Below are 21,014 nucleotides of genomic sequence, written 5' to 3' on the forward strand. Positions count from 1 at the left end.
AAGACCGCTCCTGTCCGTAGTTCTGTGCAGAAACGAAGTTTCCCGGCGAGGAGATCCGACGATGATGAACAGACGATTGTTGCTGATGGGTGTCGCTTTCGGGACGCTCGCGGTTCACTTGGGCCTGGCCGGCAAGGCGTTTGCCGGCGAGACCTTCGCGGTGACGCATAGCGAGGCTGAATGGCGCAAGCTGCTGACGCCGGATCAATATACTGTCCTGCGCCAGGCGGGAACGGAATCCCGCTTTACCAGCGCCTTGCTGCACGAGGAGCGGAAGGGCAATTTCGCCTGCGCCGGCTGCAATCAGGACCTTTTTTCCTCGGCGACCAAATTCGATAGCGGCACCGGCTGGCCAAGCTTCTGGGCGCCGCTGAAAGATGCCGTCGGCACCGAGAACGACTCCACCTTCGGCATGGTGCGGACCGCTGTGCATTGTAGCCGCTGCGGTGGCCATCTCGGGCATATTTTCGATGACGGCCCGAAGCCGACAGGGCTTCGCTACTGCATGAACGGCCTTGCCATGACATTCCATCCGGCCTCGGCCTAGCGCTGGATCCAGGCTTCGATGCCGCGCGCCGCCGCCCGGCCGGTCGCCAGACAGGCGGTGAGGAGATAACCGCCGGTCGGTGCCTCCCAGTCGAGCATCTCGCCGGCGACGAAGGTGCCCGGCAGCGCCTTCAGCATGAAGCCGTCGTCGATGCCGCTCCAGCGGATGCCGCCGGCCGAGGAAATCGCTTCGGCGATCGGCCGGGTTGCCAGAACGGGGATCGGCAGGGCTTTGATTATGCCGGCGAGACGTTCGGGGTCGGTCCGGTTGCGCTCGGGGGCGAGTTCGCGCAGCAAGGCCGCCTTGACGCCGTCGAGGCCGGCGCCCTTGCGCAGGCGGTTTGAGAAGCTCGATTTGGCATCCTGCCGCGCAAGATCGCGCGCCAGCCTTTCGGTCGTCCGGCCCGGGGTGAGGTCGAGCGTCAGGGCCGCGCTGCCGTGGGTCAGAAGCCGGTCGCGGAGGCTGGCGGCATTGGCATAGACGAGGCTGCCCTCGATGCCGCTTGCAGTGATGACGAATTCGCCGGGAAAGGTGCCGGCCTCGGATGTAGCGGTGACCGACTTCACCGGCTCGCCGGAGAAACGCTCGCTGAAGTTTTGGCTCCAGCCGACGACGAAGCCGCAATTGGCGGGCTGGAAGGCGTCGATCTCGACGCCTTTCTCCGATAGCCAGGGCAGCCAGCGCGCATCGGAGCCGAGGCGCGGCCAGCTTGCGCCGCCGAGCGCCAGCAGGGCGGCGTCGCAATGGACGATGCTGCGTCCTTCGGGCGTTTCGAAAAGGTAGCCCTCCTCGGCAAAACCGACCCAGCGATGACGGCTGCGCAGCGTGACGCCCTGCGCCTCCAATCGCCTGAGCCAGGCGCGCAGCAAGGGAGAGGCTTTCATCACCGTTGGAAAAACCCGACCGGACGAGCCGACGAAAGTTTCCGTCCCGAGCCCCGCTGCCCAATCCCTGATATCGCCAGGGGTAAAGGCATCAAGCGCGGGACGCAGACGGCCGGCGGCGGCGCCGAAGCGCGTGGCGAAACGGGCATAATCTTCGGAATGGGTGATGTTCAGGCCCGACTTGCCGGCCAGCAGGAACTTGCGGGCGAAGGTCGGCATGGCGTCGTAAACCGTCACCGCATGGCCGGAGAGCGAAAGCAGTTCGGCGGCCGCAAGGCCCGCCGGGCCGCCGCCGATGATGGCAATTCGCTTCTGGTTCATGGATGCCTTCGCCCGATTCTTTCTGCTGCAGTTTTGACGTGGGCGTTGGTTGCTTGCAAGATTGTCAGTTCGTCAGTGGCGCGAATGCGTGCACTGGCCGTGGTCGGCGAGAACCTCGATGACGCGGCATTGGTCGACCCGGCCATGGCCGCAGCCTTCCACCATGGTTTCCAGCTCGGCCTTCAGCGCCATCAGGCTGCGGATGCGCTGTTCGACCTCGACGAGGCGGGCCTTGGCGATGGCATCGGCCGAGGCGCAGGATTGGTGCGGATCATCCTGCAGGGTGAGCAGCGTGCGGATCGCCTCGATCTCGAAACCGAGTTCGCGGGCATGGCGAATGAAGGCGAGGCGGCTGATGTCGGCGGGCTCGAAGGAGCGCTGGTTGCCCTCGCTGCGGCTCGGCGCGGCGAGCAGGCCGATGCTTTCGTAATAACGCACCGTCGGCACTTTGACGCCGCTCTGGCGAGCCGCTTCACCAATGGTGATCTTTTTCATGATTTTTCTCTTGCACCTCTAGTCGCTAGAGGATGTAGGAGAGATGCTTCTGTTTGACAAGGAAGCGGATCATGGCTGAAACGAGCGAGACACGATACCGGGTCGGCGGCATGGATTGCGCCTCCTGTGCAACCAAGATCGATACCGCGGTCAGGCGCGTGGCGGGTGTCGCGGATGTTTCCGTCTCGGTGATGGCCGGCACGATGACCGTCCGGCATGACGGCAGCGATCTCAAGGCGATCGAGAAGAAGGTGACGGGGCTCGGATATTCCGTCTCGCCCTTTGCCGGAGGCGTGGCGCCGACACATGACCACGGCTCGCATGATCACGGCGATCACGTGGGTCACGATCACGATCACGAAGGCCATGACCACGATCACGCAGGTCACGATCACGGCCTTGCCCGTGGCGAAAAGGAAATCGAAGGTCTGCATGGACATGACCATGGGCCGACGACCGGTCCCTGGTGGCAGAGCAAGAAGGGCCGGCTGACCATCTTCTCGGGTGCAGCGCTGATTGCCGCCTATGCGATCGGCCATCTGGTGCCGGCGATCGGATCTTATGCCTTCATCATCGCCATGCTGGTCGGTCTGGTGCCGATCGCGCGGCGGGCGGTCATGGCGGCTCTCTCCGGCACGCCATTTTCGATCGAGATGCTGATGACGATCGCTGCCGTCGGCGCCGTCATCATCAATGCGGGGGAGGAGGCGGCGACCGTCGTATTCCTGTTCCTCGTCGGTGAGCTGCTGGAGGGCGTGGCCGCCGGCAAGGCGCGCGAAAGCATCCAGTCGCTGACCGCGCTGGTGCCGAAGAATGCGCTGCTCGAAGAGAACGGTCAGACGCGGGAGGTGCCGGCGGAGAGCCTTGTCGTCGGCGCGATCATCATGGTGCGTCCGGGCGACCGCATTTCGGCGGACGGCATCATCATCTCGGGCGAGAGCGCGATCGACGAGGCGCCGGTAACGGGCGAAAGCACGCCGGTGCGCAAGGGCGTCGATGCCGTCGTCTTCGCCGGAACGGTGAATGGCGACGCGGTGCTCAGGGTCCGCGTCACGGCGGCCGCTGCCGACAATACCATCGCCCGCGTCGTCAAGCTGGTGGAGGAAGCGCAGGAATCCAAGGCGCCGACGGAACGCTTCATCGATCGGTTCTCGCGCTATTACACGCCCGGCGTGGTCGTGATCGCAGCACTTGTTGCGGTCTTGCCGCCGCTGTTGTTCGGCGGCTTGTGGAATGAATGGGTCTATAAGGGCCTTGCCATCCTGCTGATTGGCTGCCCCTGCGCGCTCGTCATTTCGACGCCAGCGGCAATCGCCGCGTCGCTTTCGGCGGGTGCGCGGCGCGGGCTGCTGATGAAGGGCGGCGCAGTGCTGGAAACGCTCGGCAAGGTGACGATGGTCGCCTTCGACAAGACAGGCACGCTGACGGAAGGCAAGCCTCAGGTGACCGATATCGTTTCCTTCGGATTGAGCGAGGCGCAGGTGCTCTCGCGCGCCGCGGTGCTGGAGCAGGGTTCCAGCCATCCCTTGGCGCTGGCGATCCTTAACCGCGCCAAGGCGGACGGCCTTCCCGTGCCGCCGGCCTTCGAGCTGGAAGCACTGCCGGGCAAGGGTATCAGCGGCAAGGTCGGCGGCGAGACGCTGGACCTGCTGTCGCCGCCCGCTGCCCGCGAGCGCGGCGCGCTGGACGGCGAACAGGAAGCGCGCATCACTGTTCTGAACGACGAAGGCAAGAGTGTCTCGGTCCTGCTCGTCGATGGTGTTGCGGCCGGCCTCATCGCCATGCGCGACGAGCCGCGCGGGGATGCGCAGGCCGGGCTCTCCACACTGAAATTGGCAGGCGTCAAGGCGATCATGCTGACGGGCGACAACAAGCGAACGGCGGCAGCCGTTGCCGGCATGCTCGGCATCGACTGGCGCGGCGAGATGATGCCGGAAGACAAGCAGCAAGTCGTCGGCGAATTGAAGCGCCAGGGCTTCATCGTCGCCAAGGTCGGCGACGGCATCAACGATGCGCCGGCGCTGGCTGCTGCCGATATCGGCATCGCCATGGGCGGCGGCACCGATGTGGCGCTGGAGACGGCCGATGCCGCCGTGTTGCACGGACGCGTCGGCGACGTCGCACGGATGATTGAACTGTCCAAACGCACGATGCGCAACATCCTGCAGAATATTACCATCGCGCTCGGGTTGAAGGCGGTGTTCCTGGTGACGACGATTGCCGGCATCACCGGGCTCTGGGCGGCGATCCTCGCCGATACCGGCGCGACAGTATTGGTAACGATCAATGCGTTGCGACTGCTTCGAATAAAGATATAAACATTTCTTTATATTTCTTGACGGCATCCGCTTGCGGGCGCATTCTCGCGGCATCGTGGTTCTGCGGATCGTTCGGTCCGGAGCTAAGAGGGAATTCGGTGCGGCGCTGTGTTGAATTGCTGCATAATTTTATCCTGAAATGGAATCCGATTTCAGGAATTATGCAGTAGCGCCCAATCCGAAGCTGCCCCCGCAACTGTAGGCGGAGAGCCGCCGTCCAATTGACGTCACTGGGAAAGACGCCCGGGAAGACTGGACGGTGGCAACGACCCGCAAGTCAGGAGACCTGCCACGATCGATAACGTCCACGGGCGGGGTGTCCCGGTGTGCCGCCTTCTGCGAAACGGTACCTTCATGTCCGTTCGTCGATGCGTCTCGCCAGTGCCTTGCCCATAACCTTCGGGGTAAGGAAATGAGCATCAAGACTGCAAATCTCGGCTTTCCGAGGATCGGAAGCCACCGCGAACTGAAATTCGCGCTGGAAAGCTACTGGGCCGGCAAGAGCAACGCGGCAGCACTCCTGGAAACGGCGAAAAAGCTGCGCGCCGAGAACTGGGAGCTGCAGCAGCAAAAGGGGATCGCCATCATCCCCTCCAATGACTTCTCGCTCTATGATCATGTTCTCGATCTCGCGGTGATGGTCGGCGCGATTCCGGCCGCTTATGGCTGGAAGGGCGGTCCTGTCGATCTCGACACCTATTTTGCGATGGCGCGCGGCTCGACCGGCGAGAGCCATCACGGCGATTGCGGCCATGTCCACCATGGTCACGGGGTGCCGGCGCTGGAGATGACCAAATGGTTCGACACCAACTACCACTACATGGTTCCGGAACTCAGGCGTGACCAGGCGTTCACGCTGACTGCGAATAGACCGCTGGAGGCATTCCTGGAGGCGAAGGCGCTAAGTATCCATACGCGGCCGGTCATTCTAGGGCCAGTCACCTTCCTGAAACTCGCCAAATCCACCGAGGCCGGCTTCGACACGGTCGAGCTGCTCGACCGGCTGCTGCCGGTCTACGCCAAGATATTTGCCGAGTTGAGTGCGGCAGGTGCCGACTGGATACAGGTCGACGAGCCATGCCTCGTCCTCGATCTTTCCGACAGCGAGCGCGCCGCGCTCAACCAGACTTACCGGGCGCTTGGCGAAGTGGTGCCGGATCTCAAGATCATGCTCGCCGGTTATTTCGGCGACTTGGGCGACAATCTTCCGGCGGCAATTGAGTTGCCGGTCGCAGGCCTTCATGTCGATCTGGTGCGCGGGCCGCAGCAGGTCGAGATTCTCCTGGAAAGGACTCCTGATAGTCTCGTGCTGTCGCTCGGCGTCATCGACGGACGCAACATCTGGCGGGCCGATCTAAACGCCATCCTGAACAGGATCGCGCCGCTGGTTTCCAGGTTAGGGGAACATCGACTTCAAATCGCGCCGTCCTGCTCCCTCCTTCACGTGCCGATCGATCTCGATCTGGAAGCAGGGCTCGACGGCGAGCTGAAAACATGGCTCGCCTTTGCGACGCAGAAGCTGGACGAGCTTGCCGTGCTCGGCAGCGGTGCTGCGGACCGGAGCGGCGTTATCGGTGCGCTTGAAGCGTCTTTGCGCGCCGTCGCTGCCCGCGCCTCTTCCTCAAGGGTTCATGACGCCGGAGTTGCGGTGCGATTGGCAGGCATCGACGGGAGGATGAAACGCCGAGGTCGCGCATTCCTCGCGCGCAAAGCGCTTCAGGACGACCGGTTGCGACTGCCGCTCTTCCCTACGACGACGATCGGTTCCTTTCCGCAGACGCCGGAAGTGCGCAAGTCGCGCGCGGCCTATGTCAAGGGTGCGATCAGCGGCTCCGATTACGAGGCCTTCCTCAGAAAGGAGACGGAATCGGCGATCCGCTGGCAGGAGGAGATCGGACTCGACGTGCTCGTTCACGGCGAGTTCGAGCGTAACGACATGGTGCAGTATTTCGGCGAGCAGCTTTCAGGCTTCGCCTTCACCGCCCATGCCTGGGTGCAGAGTTACGGTTCACGCTATGTCCGTCCGCCGATCATCTTCGGCGACGTCTCGCGCCCGAAGCCGATGACGCTGGAATGGTGGCGTTATGCGCAATCGCTGACGGAAAAGCCGGTGAAGGGCATGCTGACGGGGCCGGTGACGATCCTCAACTGGTCCTTCGTCCGCGACGATCTTGCGCGTGCAGATGTCAGCCGGCAGATCGCGCTGGCGATTCGCGACGAGGTGACCGATCTCGAAAAGGCGGGTGCGGCGATGATCCAGATCGATGAGGCGGCACTTCGTGAAGGCCTGCCGCTGCGTCAGGCGGACTGGAAGGCCTATCTCGACTGGGCGGTGGAAAGTTTCCACCTGTGCTCGACCGGCGTTGCCGACGAGACACAGATCCACACCCACATGTGCTATTCGGAGTTCAACCAGATCATCGGCGCCATCGCCGCGATGGATGCCGACGTCATCTCCATCGAGACTTCCCGTTCGAAGATGGAGCTACTGGAAGCCTTCCGAAGCTACAAATATCCGAACGAAATCGGCCCCGGCGTCTACGATATCCATTCGCCGCGCGTTCCCGAGGTCGCCGAGATGACCGAGCTCATGCAGCTTGCCCGCGGGCGACTCTCGGACGGGCAGTTGTGGGTCAATCCGGATTGCGGCCTGAAGACCCGCAAGTGGGAAGAGGTGCGTCCGGCACTCGTCAACATGGTCGCCGCCGCTCATGTGTTGCGGACCACGGGCCGGTGAAGGGCGCTTAAATCTCCGAACAATCTCGAGGAGCCGGCTTTTGCCGGCTCCCTTTTATAAAGGAGTTCTCCACAGCGCTTTTCCGTTAACGCTTCGTTATCCACATCATACACAGGCACGGCGATTCGTCCCCGCCATTGCTGCGCTGCCACAACAACTTGTTGACGTCATCAGCGATTCGAGTACCATATATAGTGTTCGAGGTTCCGTCGATTCGTAGGGATTGATGGCTAAGACGGGAATTCGGTGCGCTTCGCCATCATGGTGCGGCAATGCCGGAGCTGCCCCCGCAACTGTAAGCGGCGAGCAACTGTCCGATTTCAGGTCACTGGAGCATGATGCTCCGGGAAGGCTGGGGCAGACTGCTTTGACCCGTGAGCCAGGAGACCTGCCTCGAGCAAAACGTCCACGGGCGGGGTGTCCGGAAGGTCGCGTTGCATGGCTGCGGGGAATCTCCGCGTCGCGTTTCGCAGGCCCGAACCACCGCCCCGAAACCTTCGTATTGAGCTACTTCGGGGTGAAGTCATGTCAGCATCTCAGTTCAGGCCGCCACCCGCTAGAGGTAGAGGGCGGAGTATGCTCAGCGGCTAAACGGCCGCATAGCTCAGATCATCGAAGAATTTTCGACGGATATCGACAGATTTCCGATCGATGTCCTGCGCCCAATCGCGTCGTCACGAGGAATATCATGACCATTACCGTCTACAGCAAGCCTGCGTGCGTCCAGTGCACTGCCACCTACCGCGCTCTCGACCGCATGGGCGTCGATTATGACATCGTGGATATCTCGCAGGATGCCGAAGCGCTCGATCGCGTCCGCAGCCTCGGCTACATGCAGGCCCCCGTCGTCATCGCCGGCGAGCGGCATTGGGCGGGGTTCCGTCCTGACATGATCAGCGCGCTCTCCTGATCGGAGCAAGCGATGGGGCTGATCGTTTATTATTCCAGCCGATCCGAGAATACCCATCGCTTCGTCGCCAAGCTCGGACTGCGCGCGGCGCGCATTCCGACAGGCGGCGCAGGGCCGTTCCATATCCGCGAACCCTTTGTGCTTGTCGTGCCGACCTATAGCGGCAACGTCGCCGCAGGGATCGTAAAGGGGGCCGTTCCCAAGCAGGTGATCCGCTTCCTTAACGATGCGGAGAACCGAGGACACATCCGCGGCGTGATCGCCGCGGGCAACAGCAATTTCGGCGAGACATACGGGCTCGCCGGCGACGTAATCTCGCGAAAATGTCAGGTGCCTTGCCTCTATAGGTTCGAGCTCATGGGCACCGAGGAGGATGTCGTCAACGTCAAAGACGGGATGGAACGATTTTGGACACGGGAACAACTTTAACGCGGGATGCGGGCGCAAAACCGCATGACAGTTTTGCTGCTGGCGAACGCCCTTTGAAAGCGGTGGAAACCCTCGACTATCACGCGCTGAACGCGATGCTGAACCTCTATGACGACGAAGCGAAGATCCAGCTCGACAAGGACCGCATGGCGGCCAAGCAATATTTCCTGCAGCATGTGAACCAGAACACGGTGTTCTTTCATAATCTGCGGGAAAAGCTCGATTACCTGGTGACCGAAGGCTATTACGAGCAGGAGGTTCTCGACCAATATTCCTTCAATTTCGTCCGCGATCTGTTCGACCAGGCCTATGCGAGGAAATTCCGTTTCCCGACCTTCCTCGGCGCCTTTAAGTATTACACCAGCTATACGCTGAAGACCTTCGACGGAAAACGCTATCTCGAGCGCTACGAGGACCGCATCTGCATGGTGGCACTGGCTTTGGCGCGGGGCGACGAGGCCCTTGCCCGCGACATGGTCGACGAAATCATTTCCGGCCGTTTCCAGCCGGCAACGCCGACCTTTCTCAATGCCGGCAAGAAACAGCGCGGCGAACTGGTCTCCTGCTTCCTGCTGCGCGTCGAGGACAATATGGAATCGATCGGCAGGTCGATCAATTCGGCGCTGCAACTGTCGAAGCGCGGCGGCGGGGTGGCGCTGTCGCTGACCAATATCCGCGAGGCGGGCGCGCCGATCAAGCAGATCGAGAACCAGTCGTCGGGCGTCATCCCGGTCATGAAGCTGCTCGAAGACTCGTTCTCCTATGCCAACCAGCTTGGCGCGCGCCAGGGCGCGGGCGCGGTCTATCTCAATGCCCACCACCCCGACATCATGCGTTTCCTCGATACCAAGCGTGAGAATGCCGACGAGAAAATCCGCATCAAGACGCTATCGCTCGGCGTCGTCGTGCCCGACATCAGCTTCGAACTCGCTAGGAATAACGAGGACATGTACCTGTTCTCGCCCTATGATGTGGAGCGCGTCTATGGCGTGCCCTTTACCGAGATTTCGGTGACGGAAAAGTATCGCGAGATGGTGGCGGACGCCCGCATCTCCAAGAAGAAGATCAAGGCGCGCGAATTTTTCCAGCTGCTCGCCGAAATCCAGTTCGAAAGCGGTTATCCCTACATCATGTTCGAGGACACGGTGAACCGGGCGAACCCGATCGCCGGGCGCATTTCGATGAGCAATCTCTGCTCGGAGATCCTGCAGGTCAGCGAGGCGAGCGAATACGATGACGACCTCTCCTACAAACATCTCGGCAAGGATATTTCCTGCAATCTCGGTTCGCTGAACATTGCCGCAGCCATGGATTCCGCCGATTTCGGCAGGACGATCGAAACCTCGATCCGGGCGCTGACGGCCGTCTCCGACATGAGCCACATCGCTTCGGTTCCCTCGATCGAGAAGGGCAATGACGAGAGCCATGCGATCGGCCTTGGCCAGATGAACCTGCACGGCTATCTCGCCCGCGAACGGGTCTTCTACGGCTCCGAGGAAGGCGTCGATTTCACCAATATCTATTTCTATACGGTGACCTATCACGCGATTCGCGCCTCGAATCTTTTGGCGGTCGAACGCGGCAGCAGCTTCAAGGGCTTCGAGAACTCGAAATATGCCTCCGGCGGATATTTCGACAAATATATCGAGCAGAAATGGAAGCCGGCGACCGAAAAGGTGCAGGCGCTGTTCGACAAATCGGGCATCCCTATTCCGACGCAGGACGATTGGGCGGCGTTGAAGACGGCGGTGATGGCCTCCGGCCTCTATAACCAAAACCTGCAGGCGGTGCCGCCGACCGGATCGATCTCCTACATCAACCACTCGACCTCCTCGATCCATCCGATCGTCTCGAAGATCGAGATCCGCAAGGAAGGCAAGATCGGCCGCGTCTATTATCCGGCGCCGTTCATGACCAACGACAATCTCGATTATTATCAGGACGCCTACGAGATCGGGCCGGAGAAGATCATCGATACCTATGCGGCGGCGACCCAGCATGTCGACCAGGGCCTGTCGCTGACCCTGTTCTTCCGCGACACGGCAACGACGAGGGATATCAACAAGGCGCAGATTTACGCCTGGAGGAAGGGCATCAAGACGATCTACTACATCCGACTTCGCCAGATGGCACTTTCGGGTACGGAAGTGCAGGGGTGTGTGTCTTGCACGCTTTGAGTTGACTTCGCTCCGGAGCATTTGCCCTCACCCTAACCCTCTCCCCGTAAAAACGGGGAGAGGGGACGTGCCAAACGCAGCGTTGAGGGGTGACGAAGCCGGTGCGGCATATTCCCTTCGCCCCGCAGGCGGGGGTCCGAAGGACGGGTCGAGACCAGTGGTTCAACCCCGGTCGGTGCCGGCAGGCGGATGAGGGGCAAATCCGGACAAATTCCTTGAGAGGGACCACAATGAACATGCAATTGAAACCGGCCTCGCGCGTGCGCGCCATCAACTGGAACCGCATCGAGGACGATAAGGATCTCGAAGTCTGGAACCGCCTCACCGGCAATTTCTGGCTGCCCGAAAAGGTGCCGCTGTCGAACGACATTCCTTCCTGGGCGACGCTGACACCGGCCGAGCAGCAGCTGACCATCCGCGTCTTCACCGGGCTGACGCTGCTGGACACGATCCAGAACGGTGTCGGGTCCATCAGGCTGATGGAGGATGCGGTAACGCCGCATGAGGAGGCGGTGCTTTCGAATGTCTCCTTCATGGAGGCGGTACATGCACGCTCCTATTCCTCGATCTTCTCGACGCTGTGCTCGACTGTTGATGTCGACGATGCCTACCGCTGGTCGGAGGAAAACGAATTCCTGCAGCGCAAATCGGCGCTGATCATGGAGCAGTATCGCTCTGGTGATCCCCTGAAGAAGAAGGTTGCCAGCGTCTTCCTCGAAAGCTTCCTGTTCTATTCCGGCTTCTACCTGCCGATGTACTGGTCGAGCCGCGCCAAGCTGACTAATACGGCCGACATGATCCGGCTGATCATCCGCGACGAGGCGGTGCACGGCTATTATATCGGCTACAAGTTCCAGCGCGGACTGGAGCTGCTCGGGGAAGAGAGAAGGCAGGAGATCAAGGATTTCGCCTTCGACCTGCTGCTCGAACTCTACGACAACGAGGCTCGATATACCGAGGCGCTCTATGACGGCGTCGGGCTGACCGAAGACGTCAAGAAATTCCTGCATTACAATGCCAACAAGGCGGTGATGAACCTCGGTTACGAGGCGCTTTTCCCGGGCGAGGCCTGCAAGGTCAACCCGGCGATCCTGTCTGCGCTGTCGCCGAATGCCGACGAAAACCATGACTTCTTCTCCGGCTCCGGTTCCTCCTATGTTATCGGCAAGGCGGTGGCGACCGAAGACGAGGATTGGGATTTTTGAGGTTTGACCGCAGTTTCCCCTTATCATTTGCTTGCCCGTCGACCACATACAGCGGAAATCGAGTTCGGTCCTTGCCGGGTGATCTGGCGTAACGGGAGTTTTTGATGTCGTCTTTTCCAAACAAGGCCGGGAGTGCCGTCGAGGCGGAGGAGGGTGTCTGGCCGATCCGCAGAAGGCGGGTTCTCGACTGGCTAGTGAACGAGACGCGCAGCGAACGTTTCATCGACAATATCCTGGTGGAAATGTGCGGGAAGCTGCTTTCGGCGGGGGTGCCGGTGGCGCGGGCGACGTTGCATTTCCGCACGAACCATCCGCAATGGGTCGGCGCCCGCATCCTCTGGAAGGACGGTCTTGCGGAGGCGAAGATCGACACATTCGCCTATGGTGTCGAAAACACGCCGGAGTTTCTGAACAGTCCGATCAATGCGATCCATCAGGGTGCCGAGGAGCTGCGCAAACGGCTGGAAGGCGCAGCCGACGGTGACCTGGATGCATTCTATCAGGAACTGCATGACGACGGCCTGACCGAATATATCGCCTGGCCGGTCGAGCACACCTTCGGCAAACGGCATGTCGTGACATTTTCCACCAGCCGACCGGGTGGCTTCGAGCGCGAACATGTCGATTTCCTGCGCGATCTCCTGCCGGCCCTGACGCTGGTCAGCGAAATCAGGCTGAAGAACATCATGGCGCGCACGCTGCTGCAGACCTATGTCGGGCCGCATGCGAGCGAGCAGATCCTGTCGGGCGTGACGACGCGCGGCAGCGGCGCCACCGTCGGCGCGGCGATCATGATCTGCGACCTGCGCGACTTTACGGCGATTTCCGATCTCTGGCCGCGCGACGATGTCATCCACCTGCTGAACGACTATTTCGACGCCATGTCGGATCCGATCGAGCGTTATGGCGGCGAGATCCTGAAGTTCATGGGCGACGGATTGCTGGCGATCTTCCCGCTGACCAAGGAAACGGCCTGCCTCGATCTGCTGCAGGCAATCCGCGAGGGGCAGGCGTCGATGGCCGAGTTGAACAAGGAACATGTGCGCATGGGGCGCGAGCCGCTACGCTACGGCGTCGGCGTGCACGTCGGCGATGTTATGTACGGCAATATCGGCTCGCGCCGCCGGCTGGATTTCACCGTCATCGGCCCGGCGGTCAATGTCGCCTCGCGGCTGGAAAGCCTGACCAAGGAGGTCAAGCGTCCGGTGCTCTTGTCGCGGGCCTTCGTCGAAATGGCAAGCTGCGCGAAAGACATGGACAGTCTCGGCACCTTCCCGCTGCGCGGGCTCGGAGAGCCTGTCGATGTCTTCGCCTTTCCGGAACGATAGACCGGCTCACACGCCGCGCTTGTTGCCCCACAGCAGCACGTGCAGCTGCGGCAGCACGCGCGGGGCAAACCATCCGTCGGCGGTTACCTTATCGATTAGCCAGTGCATCCTGTCCATGAGGCCATCGATATCGATGCGGGCGTCGTCGTCATCAGGCGGCGGCGGTGTATGGTTGCCCGGCTGGAGAAACAAGGGAATATAGGGATAACGCTCGCCCACCCGTTGCGCGAAGGCGTAATCGACGTCGTCGAAGACGACGATTTTCAATGCGATCTCCGGTCCGCCGGCGGCATGCCGTAGACAATTGTCGATCTCACCCCAATCGGTCAGCATTCCGCTCGACGGCGGCTTGGGGCTCAAGACCAGGACGTCGAGATCGCGAAACCAGTCTCTGGCCACACTTCCCTGCGTTTCCAGCGCGAAGCGGTATCCCTGGGAATGGCCGAGCTCGATCAGCGGCCCCAGAGGTTGGATCGCCGGATTGCCTCCGGAAAGGGAAATCGTCATCGGCCTGCCGCCGGAAAGCCTCGTCACCTCCTGCCAGATCGCATCGACCGCCATCGGAATCCATTGATCCCGGTAGGCGCTGTCGACCGCGTGAAGACTATCGCACCAGGAGCAGCGATAGTCACAGCCGCCTGTCCTGACGAATACTGTCGGCAGTCCGATCAAAGCGCCTTCGCCCTGGATGGTCGGGCCGAAGATCTCACTGACGCGAATGGTCCCTGCGCTCATGGCCGGTACTCCGCCCAGGTCTTCGGCGTCTCGCTGATGCGGACGGACGATGTCTCCGGGAAGCGCTGCTTGCACCAGTCGTAAAAGTGCTTTGCCAGGAACTCGGATGTGACTTTCGAATGGCCGAAGACCTCGTTCAGATGGCGATGATCGAGCGCCTCGTCGATATAGCGCTTGAGCGGCGAGAGGTCGTGATAGTCGCGCACGAAGCCGTCGTCATTGAGGCTTTCGGCCGCGAGTTCGACGACCACGATATAGTTGTGGCCGTGAAGCCTGGCGCATTGATGATCGGCGGGCAGGTGGTCCAGCTGGTGCGAGGCGGAGAGATGAAACTCCTTGGTGATGCGGTACATCAACGCACCTCCGCGGCGGAATATTGCGACACCGCTGCCTTCCAGAAATCCCCGTCTTCGTACTCGGTGGGATCGGGAATCTCTGCAAGGTGGAAGGCCTCGCGGCGTTCGACGCAGGTTCCGCAACGCCCGCAATGGAGCCTGCCGCCCTTGTAGCAGGACCATGTTTCCACAAACGGTGTCGCATGTTTCGCGCCGTCGGCCACGATCGCCGCTTTGGGAGCATCGACATAGGGTGCGAGCAGTCTGACACTGGCATAACCGTCCAGAGCTTCGTTCTGCATATGCTGGAAGGCGTCGATGAAGCCCGGCCGGCAATCGGGATAGATGAAGTGGTCGCCGCCATGCACGGCGACGGCGACGGCATCCGCCTTCTGCGCGGCCGCCAAGCCGAACGCGATCGCCAGCATGATGGCGTTACGGTTCGGCACCACGGTGGCTTTCATGGTCTCCTCGGCGTAATGGCCATCCGGGACCTCGACATTGTCGGTCAGGGCCGATCCGCCGAGATGGCCGCCGATGGTGGCGATGTCGATGATATGATGGGGAACAGCAAGGCGTGCGGCGCACCGGGCGGCGAAATCGAGTTCCTTGCGATGCCGCTGGCCGTAGTCGAAGGAGACGAGGCCGATAAGCTGTTGTTCCGCTGCTATTTTGTGAGCAAGCGAAACGGAGTCGAGTCCGCCGGAGCAGACGACAATAGTCTTCATATTTTGGATCCCTTGTTTTGACCGGGTGGGCTGCGACCGGATTACGGCGTGCTTCTAGGGCAAATCACGCCTGTTGGGAATAGGCTTCAGAGGGATTAGCCGATCGGGAAATTGATCTGCGGCGGCAGCAGCAGATGCAGGTCTTCGGCGTCGGGGTTGTTGATGCGCTGCAGCAGCATGCGCCCGAGATCCTCGCCCGCCGCCGTCAGGTCCTCGTGAATGGTGTCGACCTTCGGCTGCAATTGGGTGAGAAGGCGGGATGTTTCCTTGGCGACGATATCGTAGTCGACAGCCAGTGTCCGGCCGGCGTCGCTCATGCCGCTGATGACGGCGAGTGCGGAGACTTCGCCCGGACAAATGAAGCCGTCGGGCGCATCCGGGGCGGCTGCGCGGCTGCAGATGCAATCGCGCAGCACATCCGCCGGCGTGTCGAGATCGACCGTTTCGGGGATCTCATAGGCAATGCCGGCTTCGCGCACCGCCGTCATGAAGCCGTGCAGGATATGCTGGCAGAAGGTCAGCCTTTTCGGCGGCAGGATCACTGCCACCTTTCTACGGCCCTTCGCAATCAGCCGGCGTGTCGCCTCGTAGGCAAAGGTGAAATTGTCGTAGTCGACATAAGGGTGGGGCGTCGAAAATTCCGTGCGGCCGTGACAGATGAAGGGAAAGCCGGTTTCGAATAGGAGGCGGACGCGGGCATCGAGCGGTTCGGTCCGCGTGAAGATCAGCCCGTCGGCAAGGTGGTTGCGGACGATATATTCGGCGGCCTCGACATCGGTCGTCGACAGGAAGTTCGGGGCGACGACGAGGTGATAGGAGGTTTCCTTCAGCGCCTTGGCGATGCCGTACATGATCGAGGTGCTGAAACCGACCACTTCCTCGTGCGAATCGAGCAAGATGGCGATGACATTGGTGCGGCCGGTCTTCAGGCGCTGCGCGGCCCGATCGGGGAGATAGCCGATCTCGCGGGCGATGCGGTGCACGCGCTGGCGGGTTTCCAGTGAAATCTGCGGCGCATCGGAGAGGGCGCGTGACACCGTCGTCACCGCAAGGCCGGCGATCGTGGCGATCGTCCGCAAGGTCGGCTTGCCGCGCTTATGGGTGATATCGAGATTTTCGCCGCGTCGCGGCCGGGACGGTTCGGTCACTTTCGGCTTTCCGTGCTGGAATTGGCGATACAATAACACGATGACTCGGACGCGCAATCGAGGAATGAAAACGTTTTAAATTTTTGCGATCTGTTAGCCAAATCAATAATATACATAAAATTCAATAGGATATCGAAATAGGCATATTTTTCTCGGGAGTCGAGAAAGGGCTTGACGATCAGAGGCTTATAACGTTTTAAATTAGCAACCGCGCGGAGGAGTGCGGCCGATGTCGACCGCCGGAACGGTGGAAAACATCGGGCGGCAGGGAGGGCCCGCCGCCGATTTCAATGGGAGGAAATTCATGCGCAAGTTTTTGAGCTCGGCGGCCATTGCCGTCGTGATGATGGCTGGCCTTGGTGCGGCGCAGGCTGCCGACGTGAAGGAAGTGCAGATGCTGCACTGGTGGACGTCTGGCGGCGAGGCAGCGGCACTGAACGTTCTGAAGCAGGATCTGTCGAAGGAAGGCTTTGCCTGGAAGGATGTGCCGGTTGCCGGCGGCGGCGGTGACGCGGCGATGACGGCGCTGAAGGCGATGGTGGCGGCCGGCACCTATCCGACGGCCTCGCAGATGCTGGGCTATACCGTGCTCGATTACGCCCAGGCCGGCGTCATGGGCGACCTGACGGAAACGGCGAAGAAGGAAGGCTGGGACAAGTCGGTGCCGGCCGCACTTCAGAAGTTCTCGGTCTATGACGGCAAATGGGTCGCCGCCCCGGTCAACGTCCATTCGGTCAACTGGCTGTGGATCAACAAGGCCGTGATGGACAAGATCGGCGGCACTCAGCCGAAGAGCTTCGACGATCTGATCGCCCTGCTCGACAAGGCCAAGGCTGCAGGTGTCATCCCCTTGGCGCTCGGCGGCCAGAACTGGCAGGAAGCGACGATGTTCGATTCGATCGTGCTGTCGACCGGCGGACCGGAATTCTACAAGAAGGCCTTCAACGATCTCGACGAGGCGTCGCTGAAGTCGGACACGATGAAGAAGTCGTTCGACAACCTCGCCAAGATCGTCAAATACGTCGATCCGAACTTCTCCGGCCGCGACTGGAACCTGGCGACCGCCATGGTGATCAAGGGTGACGCGCTGGTGCAGGTGATGGGCGACTGGGCCAAGGGCGAATTCGTCGCCGCCAAGAAGACGCCGGATACCGACTTCCTCTGCTACCGCTTCCCCGGCACCGAAGGCAGCGTGGTCTACAACTCCGACATGTTCGGCATGTTCAACGTTCCCGACGACCGCAAGGCGGCGCAGGTGGCATTGGCGACGGCAACGCTGTCGAAGAGCTTCCAGTCGGCCTTCAACGTCGTCAAGGGTTCGGTGCCGGCCCGTACCGACGTTCCCGATACCGACTTCGACGCCTGCGGCAAGAAGGGCATTGCCGATCTGAAGGCGGCCAACGAAGGCGGCACGCTGTTCGGTTCGCTGGCTCAGGGTTATGGCGCGCCTCCGGCGATTGCCAACGCCTATAAGGACGTCGTCTCGAAGTTCGTCCACGGCCAGATCAAGAGCTCCGACGAGGCCGTCACCCAGCTCGTCCAGGCGATCGACGACGCCCGCTGAGATCACGGTCGATGAACACGCTTCCCCGCCTCTTGCGGGGAAGCTTCAGGCCCTGCGACCATTCATGCGGGGCCGATGATGCAGGGGAGGAGATGATATCCATGAGCACAGTTGCCACCACCGATCCGGTTCTGACGCCGCGGCAAGCGACGAGCGTCTCGATCAGAGGCCGGCTGCAGGATGCGTTGCCGAAGATCGTGCTGGCGCCGAGCTTCGTCATCACGCTTGTCTTCGTCTACGGCTTCATCGTCTGGACGGCCTATCTCTCCTTTACCAATTCCAAGACCTTTCCCTCCTATGCGCTGACCGGCGCACGCGCCTATCAGCGGCTGTGGCGCTGGACCTTCGAGAGCGATCCGCCATCCTCCTGGTATACCTCGATCACCAACATGGCGATCTTCGGCTTCCTCTATGTCGGTATCTGCTTGGCCCTCGGCCTGTTCCTCGCCATCCTGCTCGACCAGAAGATCCGCGGCGAGGGGTTGCTCAGGCCGATCTTCCTCTATCCGATGGCGCTCTCCTTCATCGTCACCGGCGTTGCCTGGAAGTGGTTCCTCGATCCCGGCCTCGGACTGGAGCAGACGCTGCACCACTTCGGCTGGACGAGCTTCCACTTCGACTGGATCAAGAACAAGGACTTCGTCATCTACACCGTCGTCATCGCCGGTGTCTGGCAGGCCTCCGGCTTCGTCATGGCGATGTTTTTGGCCGGGCTTCGCGGCATCGACGGCGAGATCATGAAGGCGGCGCAGATCGACGGCGCTTCGCCCTTGCAGCTTTACCGGCGCATCGTCATTCCGCTGCTGCGGCCGATCTTCCTGTCGGCCTTCATCGTGCTCGCCCATATGGCGATCAAGTCCTACGACCTGGTGGTGGCGCTGACCTCGGGCGGGCCGGGCGGCTCGGCCTGGCTGCCGTCCAACTTCATGTATGAATATACCTTCAAGCGCAACGAGATGGCCGTCGGCTCGGCCAGCGCCATCATCATGCTGATGACGATCTCGGCAATCATCGTGCCCTATCTCTATTCCGAACTGAAGGAGAAGGCCCGATGAGCAGTCTCACCTCTTCCATCGGCACGTCCTCATCGGCATCGGCAGCCGAAGGAGCGGAGCGCGGCAACAGCGCCCGCTGGATTGGCCGCCTGATCATCTACGGCCTGCTGGTCATCTTCGCCATCCTCTACCTGATGCCGCTCTCCGTCATGCTGACGACCTCGTTCAAGACCATGGACGAGATCCAGGGCGGCAACATGCTGGCGCTGCCGCAGGCGCCGACGCTCGATCCCTGGGTGAAGGCCTGGGGCGAGACCTGCGTCGGGCTGACCTGCGCCGGCATCAAGGGTTACTTCTGGAACTCGATCAAGATGGTGGTGCCGGCCGTGGCGATCTCCACCATCTTAGGCGCGCTGAACGGTTATATCCTGACCAAATGGCGCTTTCCCGGCCACACGCTGGTGTTCGGGCTGATGCTGTTTGCCTGCTTCATCCCGTTCCAGTCGGTGCTGCTGCCGATGGCCACGATCCTCGGCTCGCTCGGCCGCTTCGGCATGACGCTGCAGAACGCCACCGGCTTTAACTTCGGCTTCGGCAATCCGACGGTCAATCTGGTCTTCGTCCATGTCGTCTATGGCCTCGGCTTCACCACGCTGTTCTTCCGCAATTTCTACGAGGCCTTCCCGACCGAGCTGGTGCGTGCCGCCCAGGTCGACGGCGCCAGCTTCTTCCAGATCTTCCGCCGCATCATGCTGCCGAACTCGCTGCCGATCATCGTCGTCACCGTCATCTACCAGTTCACCAATATCTGGAACGACTTCCTGTTTGCCTCGGCCTATGCCGGCACCGGTGACTCCATGCCGATGACGGTGGCGCTGAACAATGTCGTCAACACCTCGACCGGGGTGGTCGAATACAATGTCAACATGGCTGCGGCGATGATCGCGGCCGTTCCGACGCTCGTCGTCTATATCCTCGCCGGCCGCTACTTCGTGCGCGGTCTGATGGCGGGGGCTGTCAAAGGGTAAGCCATGGCCTTTCTGGAAATCTCCGGTCTCAGAAAGCGCTTCGGCGCCGTCGACATCCTCAAGGGCATCGACCTCGAACTCGAAAAGGGCGGCTTCCTGGTGCTGGTCGGCCCGTCCGGCTGCGGCAAGTCGACCCTGCTCAACACCATCGCCGGGCTGGAGACGATCACCTCGGGCGATATCCGGATCGACGGCCGCGACATCAGCGGATTGCATCCGTCCAAGCGCGACATCGCCATGGTGTTCCAGTCCTACGCGCTCTATCCGAACATGACGGTGGCGGGCAATATCGCCTTCGGCATGGAGATCCGCGGCGTTCCGAAGGAAGAGCGGGCCAAGGCGATCAAGCAGGTCTCCGACATGCTGCAGATCGGCCATCTGCTCGACCGCAAGCCGAGCCAGCTCTCCGGCGGCCAGCGCCAGCGCGTCGCCATGGGTAGGGCGCTGGTGCGCAATCCGCAGGTCTTCCTGTTCGACGAGCCGCTCTCCAATCTCGATGCCAAGCTGCGCGTCGACATGCGCACCGAGATCAAGCGGCTGCATCAGCGCATGGGCACCACCTTCGTCTATGTCACCCACGACCAGATCGAGGCGATGACGCTGGCGACCAAGATCGCCGTGCTGAAGGAAGGGGTGCTGCAGCAGTTCGGCACGCCGGCCGAGATCTATAACAGCCCATCCAATCTCTTCGTCGCCGACTTCATGGGATCGCCGGCGATGAACCTGCTCAACGCCACCGTCGAGAACGGCACCGGCGGGCTCGAGGTCTCGCTGGAGCGGGCCAATGGCGCACCGCTGAGATTGCCTGTTATCGCAGGCAATGACGGCCTGACACGCTATGCCGGCAAGCCGGTGATCTTCGGCATTCGCCCCGAGGCGCTGACCGATCCCGACGGCGCCGACCGCAAGGCGCGTTCGCTGACCGAAGGCGACTGCCTGATCGAAGTGGTCGAACCGGCCGGCTCCGACACCTTCGCCGTCACCAAGCTTGGCGGCAAATCCGTCGTCGCCCGCCTGCGCGCCGATACCGGTATCGCTCCCGGACAAAGCACACGCCTTGCCTTCAATCTCGACAAGGCTGTGTTCTTCGATCCCGATAGCCAAGTGCGGATTGCGTGACGCTCAATGCG

At 61.5% G+C, this 21,014-nt stretch carries 18 protein-coding genes and 2 riboswitches; of the genes, 12 read left to right on the forward strand and 6 right to left on the reverse strand.

What is annotated here, in order from left to right; translation table 11 throughout:
• Positions 1-61 precede the first annotated feature (61 nt).
• Positions 62-547 (forward strand): peptide-methionine (R)-S-oxide reductase MsrB, encoded by a 486-nt coding sequence (msrB, locus tag FFM81_RS02340; RefSeq protein WP_138386441.1) that lies wholly within the window; start codon positions 62-64, stop codon positions 545-547.
• Here the strand turns inward: msrB and FFM81_RS02345 are convergent.
• On the reverse strand, positions 544-1,752 hold the full coding sequence (locus tag FFM81_RS02345) for a TIGR03862 family flavoprotein (protein WP_003566914.1): 1,209 nt from the start codon (positions 1,750-1,752) through the stop codon (positions 544-546). The two genes, msrB and FFM81_RS02345, sit on opposite strands and share 4 nt — an antisense overlap.
• Positions 1,753-1,824: 72 nt before the next feature.
• Positions 1,825-2,247, reverse strand: coding sequence for a MerR family transcriptional regulator (locus tag FFM81_RS02350; protein ID WP_003566912.1), 423 nt, complete (start codon positions 2,245-2,247; stop codon positions 1,825-1,827).
• A 71-nt stretch (positions 2,248-2,318) separates the two neighbouring features.
• On the opposite strand from FFM81_RS02350, the gene FFM81_RS02355 reads away from it, so the two are divergent.
• The 7 genes from FFM81_RS02355 to FFM81_RS02385 all read left to right on the forward strand — a co-directional run bounded on the left by FFM81_RS02355 (position 2,319) and on the right by FFM81_RS02385 (position 13,351).
• A complete protein-coding gene (locus FFM81_RS02355; RefSeq protein WP_138386440.1) occupies positions 2,319-4,565 on the forward strand; it encodes a heavy metal translocating P-type ATPase in 2,247 nt (748 codons plus the stop codon).
• A gap of 39 nt (positions 4,566-4,604) precedes the next feature.
• Positions 4,605-4,873: riboswitch (cobalamin riboswitch) on the forward strand.
• A 104-nt stretch (positions 4,874-4,977) separates the two neighbouring features.
• On the forward strand, positions 4,978-7,302 hold the full coding sequence (gene metE, locus FFM81_RS02360; RefSeq protein ID WP_097537292.1) for a 5-methyltetrahydropteroyltriglutamate--homocysteine S-methyltransferase: 2,325 nt from the start codon (positions 4,978-4,980) through the stop codon (positions 7,300-7,302).
• Between the two features lie 184 nt (positions 7,303-7,486).
• A riboswitch (cobalamin riboswitch) is annotated at positions 7,487-7,712 on the forward strand.
• 278 nt (positions 7,713-7,990) lie between these two features.
• Complete coding sequence (nrdH, locus tag FFM81_RS02365; protein ID WP_025417128.1) at positions 7,991-8,212, forward strand: glutaredoxin-like protein NrdH; 222 nt, start codon at positions 7,991-7,993, stop codon at positions 8,210-8,212.
• Positions 8,213-8,224: 12 nt separating this feature from the next.
• Positions 8,225-8,641 carry a class Ib ribonucleoside-diphosphate reductase assembly flavoprotein NrdI gene (gene nrdI, locus FFM81_RS02370; protein WP_003566904.1) on the forward strand — a complete coding sequence of 139 codons (417 nt, stop codon included), beginning with the start codon at positions 8,225-8,227 and terminating at the stop codon, positions 8,639-8,641.
• Entirely contained in the window at positions 8,617-10,818 is a 2,202-nt protein-coding gene (gene nrdE, locus FFM81_RS02375; RefSeq protein ID WP_425504973.1) for a class 1b ribonucleoside-diphosphate reductase subunit alpha, read from the forward strand. Before nrdI ends, nrdE begins: the two co-directional genes overlap by 25 nt.
• 230 nt (positions 10,819-11,048) lie before the next feature.
• The gene (nrdF, locus tag FFM81_RS02380) at positions 11,049-12,023 is read left to right on the forward strand and encodes a class 1b ribonucleoside-diphosphate reductase subunit beta (protein ID WP_138386439.1); all 975 of its coding nucleotides are present in this window, start codon (positions 11,049-11,051) and stop codon (positions 12,021-12,023) included.
• A gap of 104 nt (positions 12,024-12,127) precedes the next feature.
• Positions 12,128-13,351, forward strand: a complete 1,224-nt coding sequence (locus FFM81_RS02385; RefSeq protein WP_025417124.1) for an adenylate/guanylate cyclase domain-containing protein — start codon at positions 12,128-12,130, stop codon at positions 13,349-13,351.
• Between the two features lie 6 nt (positions 13,352-13,357).
• Here FFM81_RS02385 and queE read toward each other — a convergent pair whose 3' ends face one another.
• The 4 genes from queE to FFM81_RS02405 all read right to left on the reverse strand — a co-directional run bounded on the left by queE (position 13,358) and on the right by FFM81_RS02405 (position 16,297).
• A complete protein-coding gene (queE, locus tag FFM81_RS02390) occupies positions 13,358-14,086 on the reverse strand; it encodes a 7-carboxy-7-deazaguanine synthase QueE (RefSeq protein WP_138386438.1) in 729 nt (242 codons plus the stop codon).
• Complete coding sequence (queD, locus tag FFM81_RS02395) at positions 14,083-14,439, reverse strand: 6-carboxytetrahydropterin synthase QueD (RefSeq protein ID WP_003566894.1); 357 nt, start codon at positions 14,437-14,439, stop codon at positions 14,083-14,085. The genes queE and queD overlap by 4 nt, the downstream gene beginning before the upstream one ends.
• On the reverse strand, positions 14,439-15,149 hold the full coding sequence (gene queC, locus FFM81_RS02400) for a 7-cyano-7-deazaguanine synthase QueC (RefSeq protein ID WP_025417122.1): 711 nt from the start codon (positions 15,147-15,149) through the stop codon (positions 14,439-14,441). The genes queD and queC overlap by 1 nt, the downstream gene beginning before the upstream one ends.
• A gap of 95 nt (positions 15,150-15,244) precedes the next feature.
• Positions 15,245-16,297: a LacI family DNA-binding transcriptional regulator gene (locus FFM81_RS02405; RefSeq protein WP_003566890.1), complete on the reverse strand. Its 1,053-nt coding sequence runs from the start codon at positions 16,295-16,297 to the stop codon at positions 15,245-15,247.
• A 304-nt stretch (positions 16,298-16,601) separates the two neighbouring features.
• On the opposite strand from FFM81_RS02405, the gene FFM81_RS02410 reads away from it, so the two are divergent.
• From FFM81_RS02410 to FFM81_RS02425, 4 genes are all read left to right on the forward strand, one after another.
• Positions 16,602-17,861 carry an ABC transporter substrate-binding protein gene (locus FFM81_RS02410; protein WP_173883751.1) on the forward strand — a complete coding sequence of 420 codons (1,260 nt, stop codon included), beginning with the start codon at positions 16,602-16,604 and terminating at the stop codon, positions 17,859-17,861.
• A 101-nt stretch (positions 17,862-17,962) separates the two neighbouring features.
• Positions 17,963-18,916 carry a carbohydrate ABC transporter permease gene (locus FFM81_RS02415; protein ID WP_003566886.1) on the forward strand — a complete coding sequence of 318 codons (954 nt, stop codon included), beginning with the start codon at positions 17,963-17,965 and terminating at the stop codon, positions 18,914-18,916.
• Positions 18,913-19,884 carry a carbohydrate ABC transporter permease gene (locus FFM81_RS02420; RefSeq protein WP_173883752.1) on the forward strand — a complete coding sequence of 324 codons (972 nt, stop codon included), beginning with the start codon at positions 18,913-18,915 and terminating at the stop codon, positions 19,882-19,884. The genes FFM81_RS02415 and FFM81_RS02420 overlap by 4 nt, the downstream gene beginning before the upstream one ends.
• Positions 19,885-19,887: 3 nt before the next feature.
• Positions 19,888-21,003: an ABC transporter ATP-binding protein gene (locus tag FFM81_RS02425; protein WP_173883753.1), complete on the forward strand. Its 1,116-nt coding sequence runs from the start codon at positions 19,888-19,890 to the stop codon at positions 21,001-21,003.
• Positions 21,004-21,014 lie beyond the last annotated feature (11 nt).

Origin of the sequence: Rhizobium hidalgonense, assembly GCF_005862185.2 — a bacterium.
Classification (GTDB): Bacteria; Pseudomonadota; Alphaproteobacteria; order Rhizobiales; family Rhizobiaceae; genus Rhizobium; species Rhizobium hidalgonense.

Coding starts and splice junctions, on each gene's coding strand:
- msrB (WP_138386441.1), top strand. CDS start 62: ATGATGAACAGACGATTGTTGCTGATGGGTGTCGCTTTCGGGACGCTC.
- FFM81_RS02345 (WP_003566914.1), bottom strand. CDS start 1,752: ATGAACCAGAAGCGAATTGCCATCATCGGCGGCGGCCCGGCGGGCCTT.
- FFM81_RS02350 (WP_003566912.1), bottom strand. CDS start 2,247: ATGAAAAAGATCACCATTGGTGAAGCGGCTCGCCAGAGCGGCGTCAAA.
- FFM81_RS02355 (WP_138386440.1), top strand. CDS start 2,319: ATGGCTGAAACGAGCGAGACACGATACCGGGTCGGCGGCATGGATTGC.
- metE (WP_097537292.1), top strand. CDS start 4,978: ATGAGCATCAAGACTGCAAATCTCGGCTTTCCGAGGATCGGAAGCCAC.
- nrdH (WP_025417128.1), top strand. CDS start 7,991: ATGACCATTACCGTCTACAGCAAGCCTGCGTGCGTCCAGTGCACTGCC.
- nrdI (WP_003566904.1), top strand. CDS start 8,225: ATGGGGCTGATCGTTTATTATTCCAGCCGATCCGAGAATACCCATCGC.
- nrdF (WP_138386439.1), top strand. CDS start 11,049: ATGAACATGCAATTGAAACCGGCCTCGCGCGTGCGCGCCATCAACTGG.
- FFM81_RS02385 (WP_025417124.1), top strand. CDS start 12,128: ATGTCGTCTTTTCCAAACAAGGCCGGGAGTGCCGTCGAGGCGGAGGAG.
- queE (WP_138386438.1), bottom strand. CDS start 14,086: ATGAGCGCAGGGACCATTCGCGTCAGTGAGATCTTCGGCCCGACCATC.
- queD (WP_003566894.1), bottom strand. CDS start 14,439: ATGTACCGCATCACCAAGGAGTTTCATCTCTCCGCCTCGCACCAGCTG.
- queC (WP_025417122.1), bottom strand. CDS start 15,149: ATGAAGACTATTGTCGTCTGCTCCGGCGGACTCGACTCCGTTTCGCTT.
- FFM81_RS02410 (WP_173883751.1), top strand. CDS start 16,602: ATGCGCAAGTTTTTGAGCTCGGCGGCCATTGCCGTCGTGATGATGGCT.
- FFM81_RS02415 (WP_003566886.1), top strand. CDS start 17,963: ATGAGCACAGTTGCCACCACCGATCCGGTTCTGACGCCGCGGCAAGCG.
- FFM81_RS02420 (WP_173883752.1), top strand. CDS start 18,913: ATGAGCAGTCTCACCTCTTCCATCGGCACGTCCTCATCGGCATCGGCA.
- FFM81_RS02425 (WP_173883753.1), top strand. CDS start 19,888: ATGGCCTTTCTGGAAATCTCCGGTCTCAGAAAGCGCTTCGGCGCCGTC.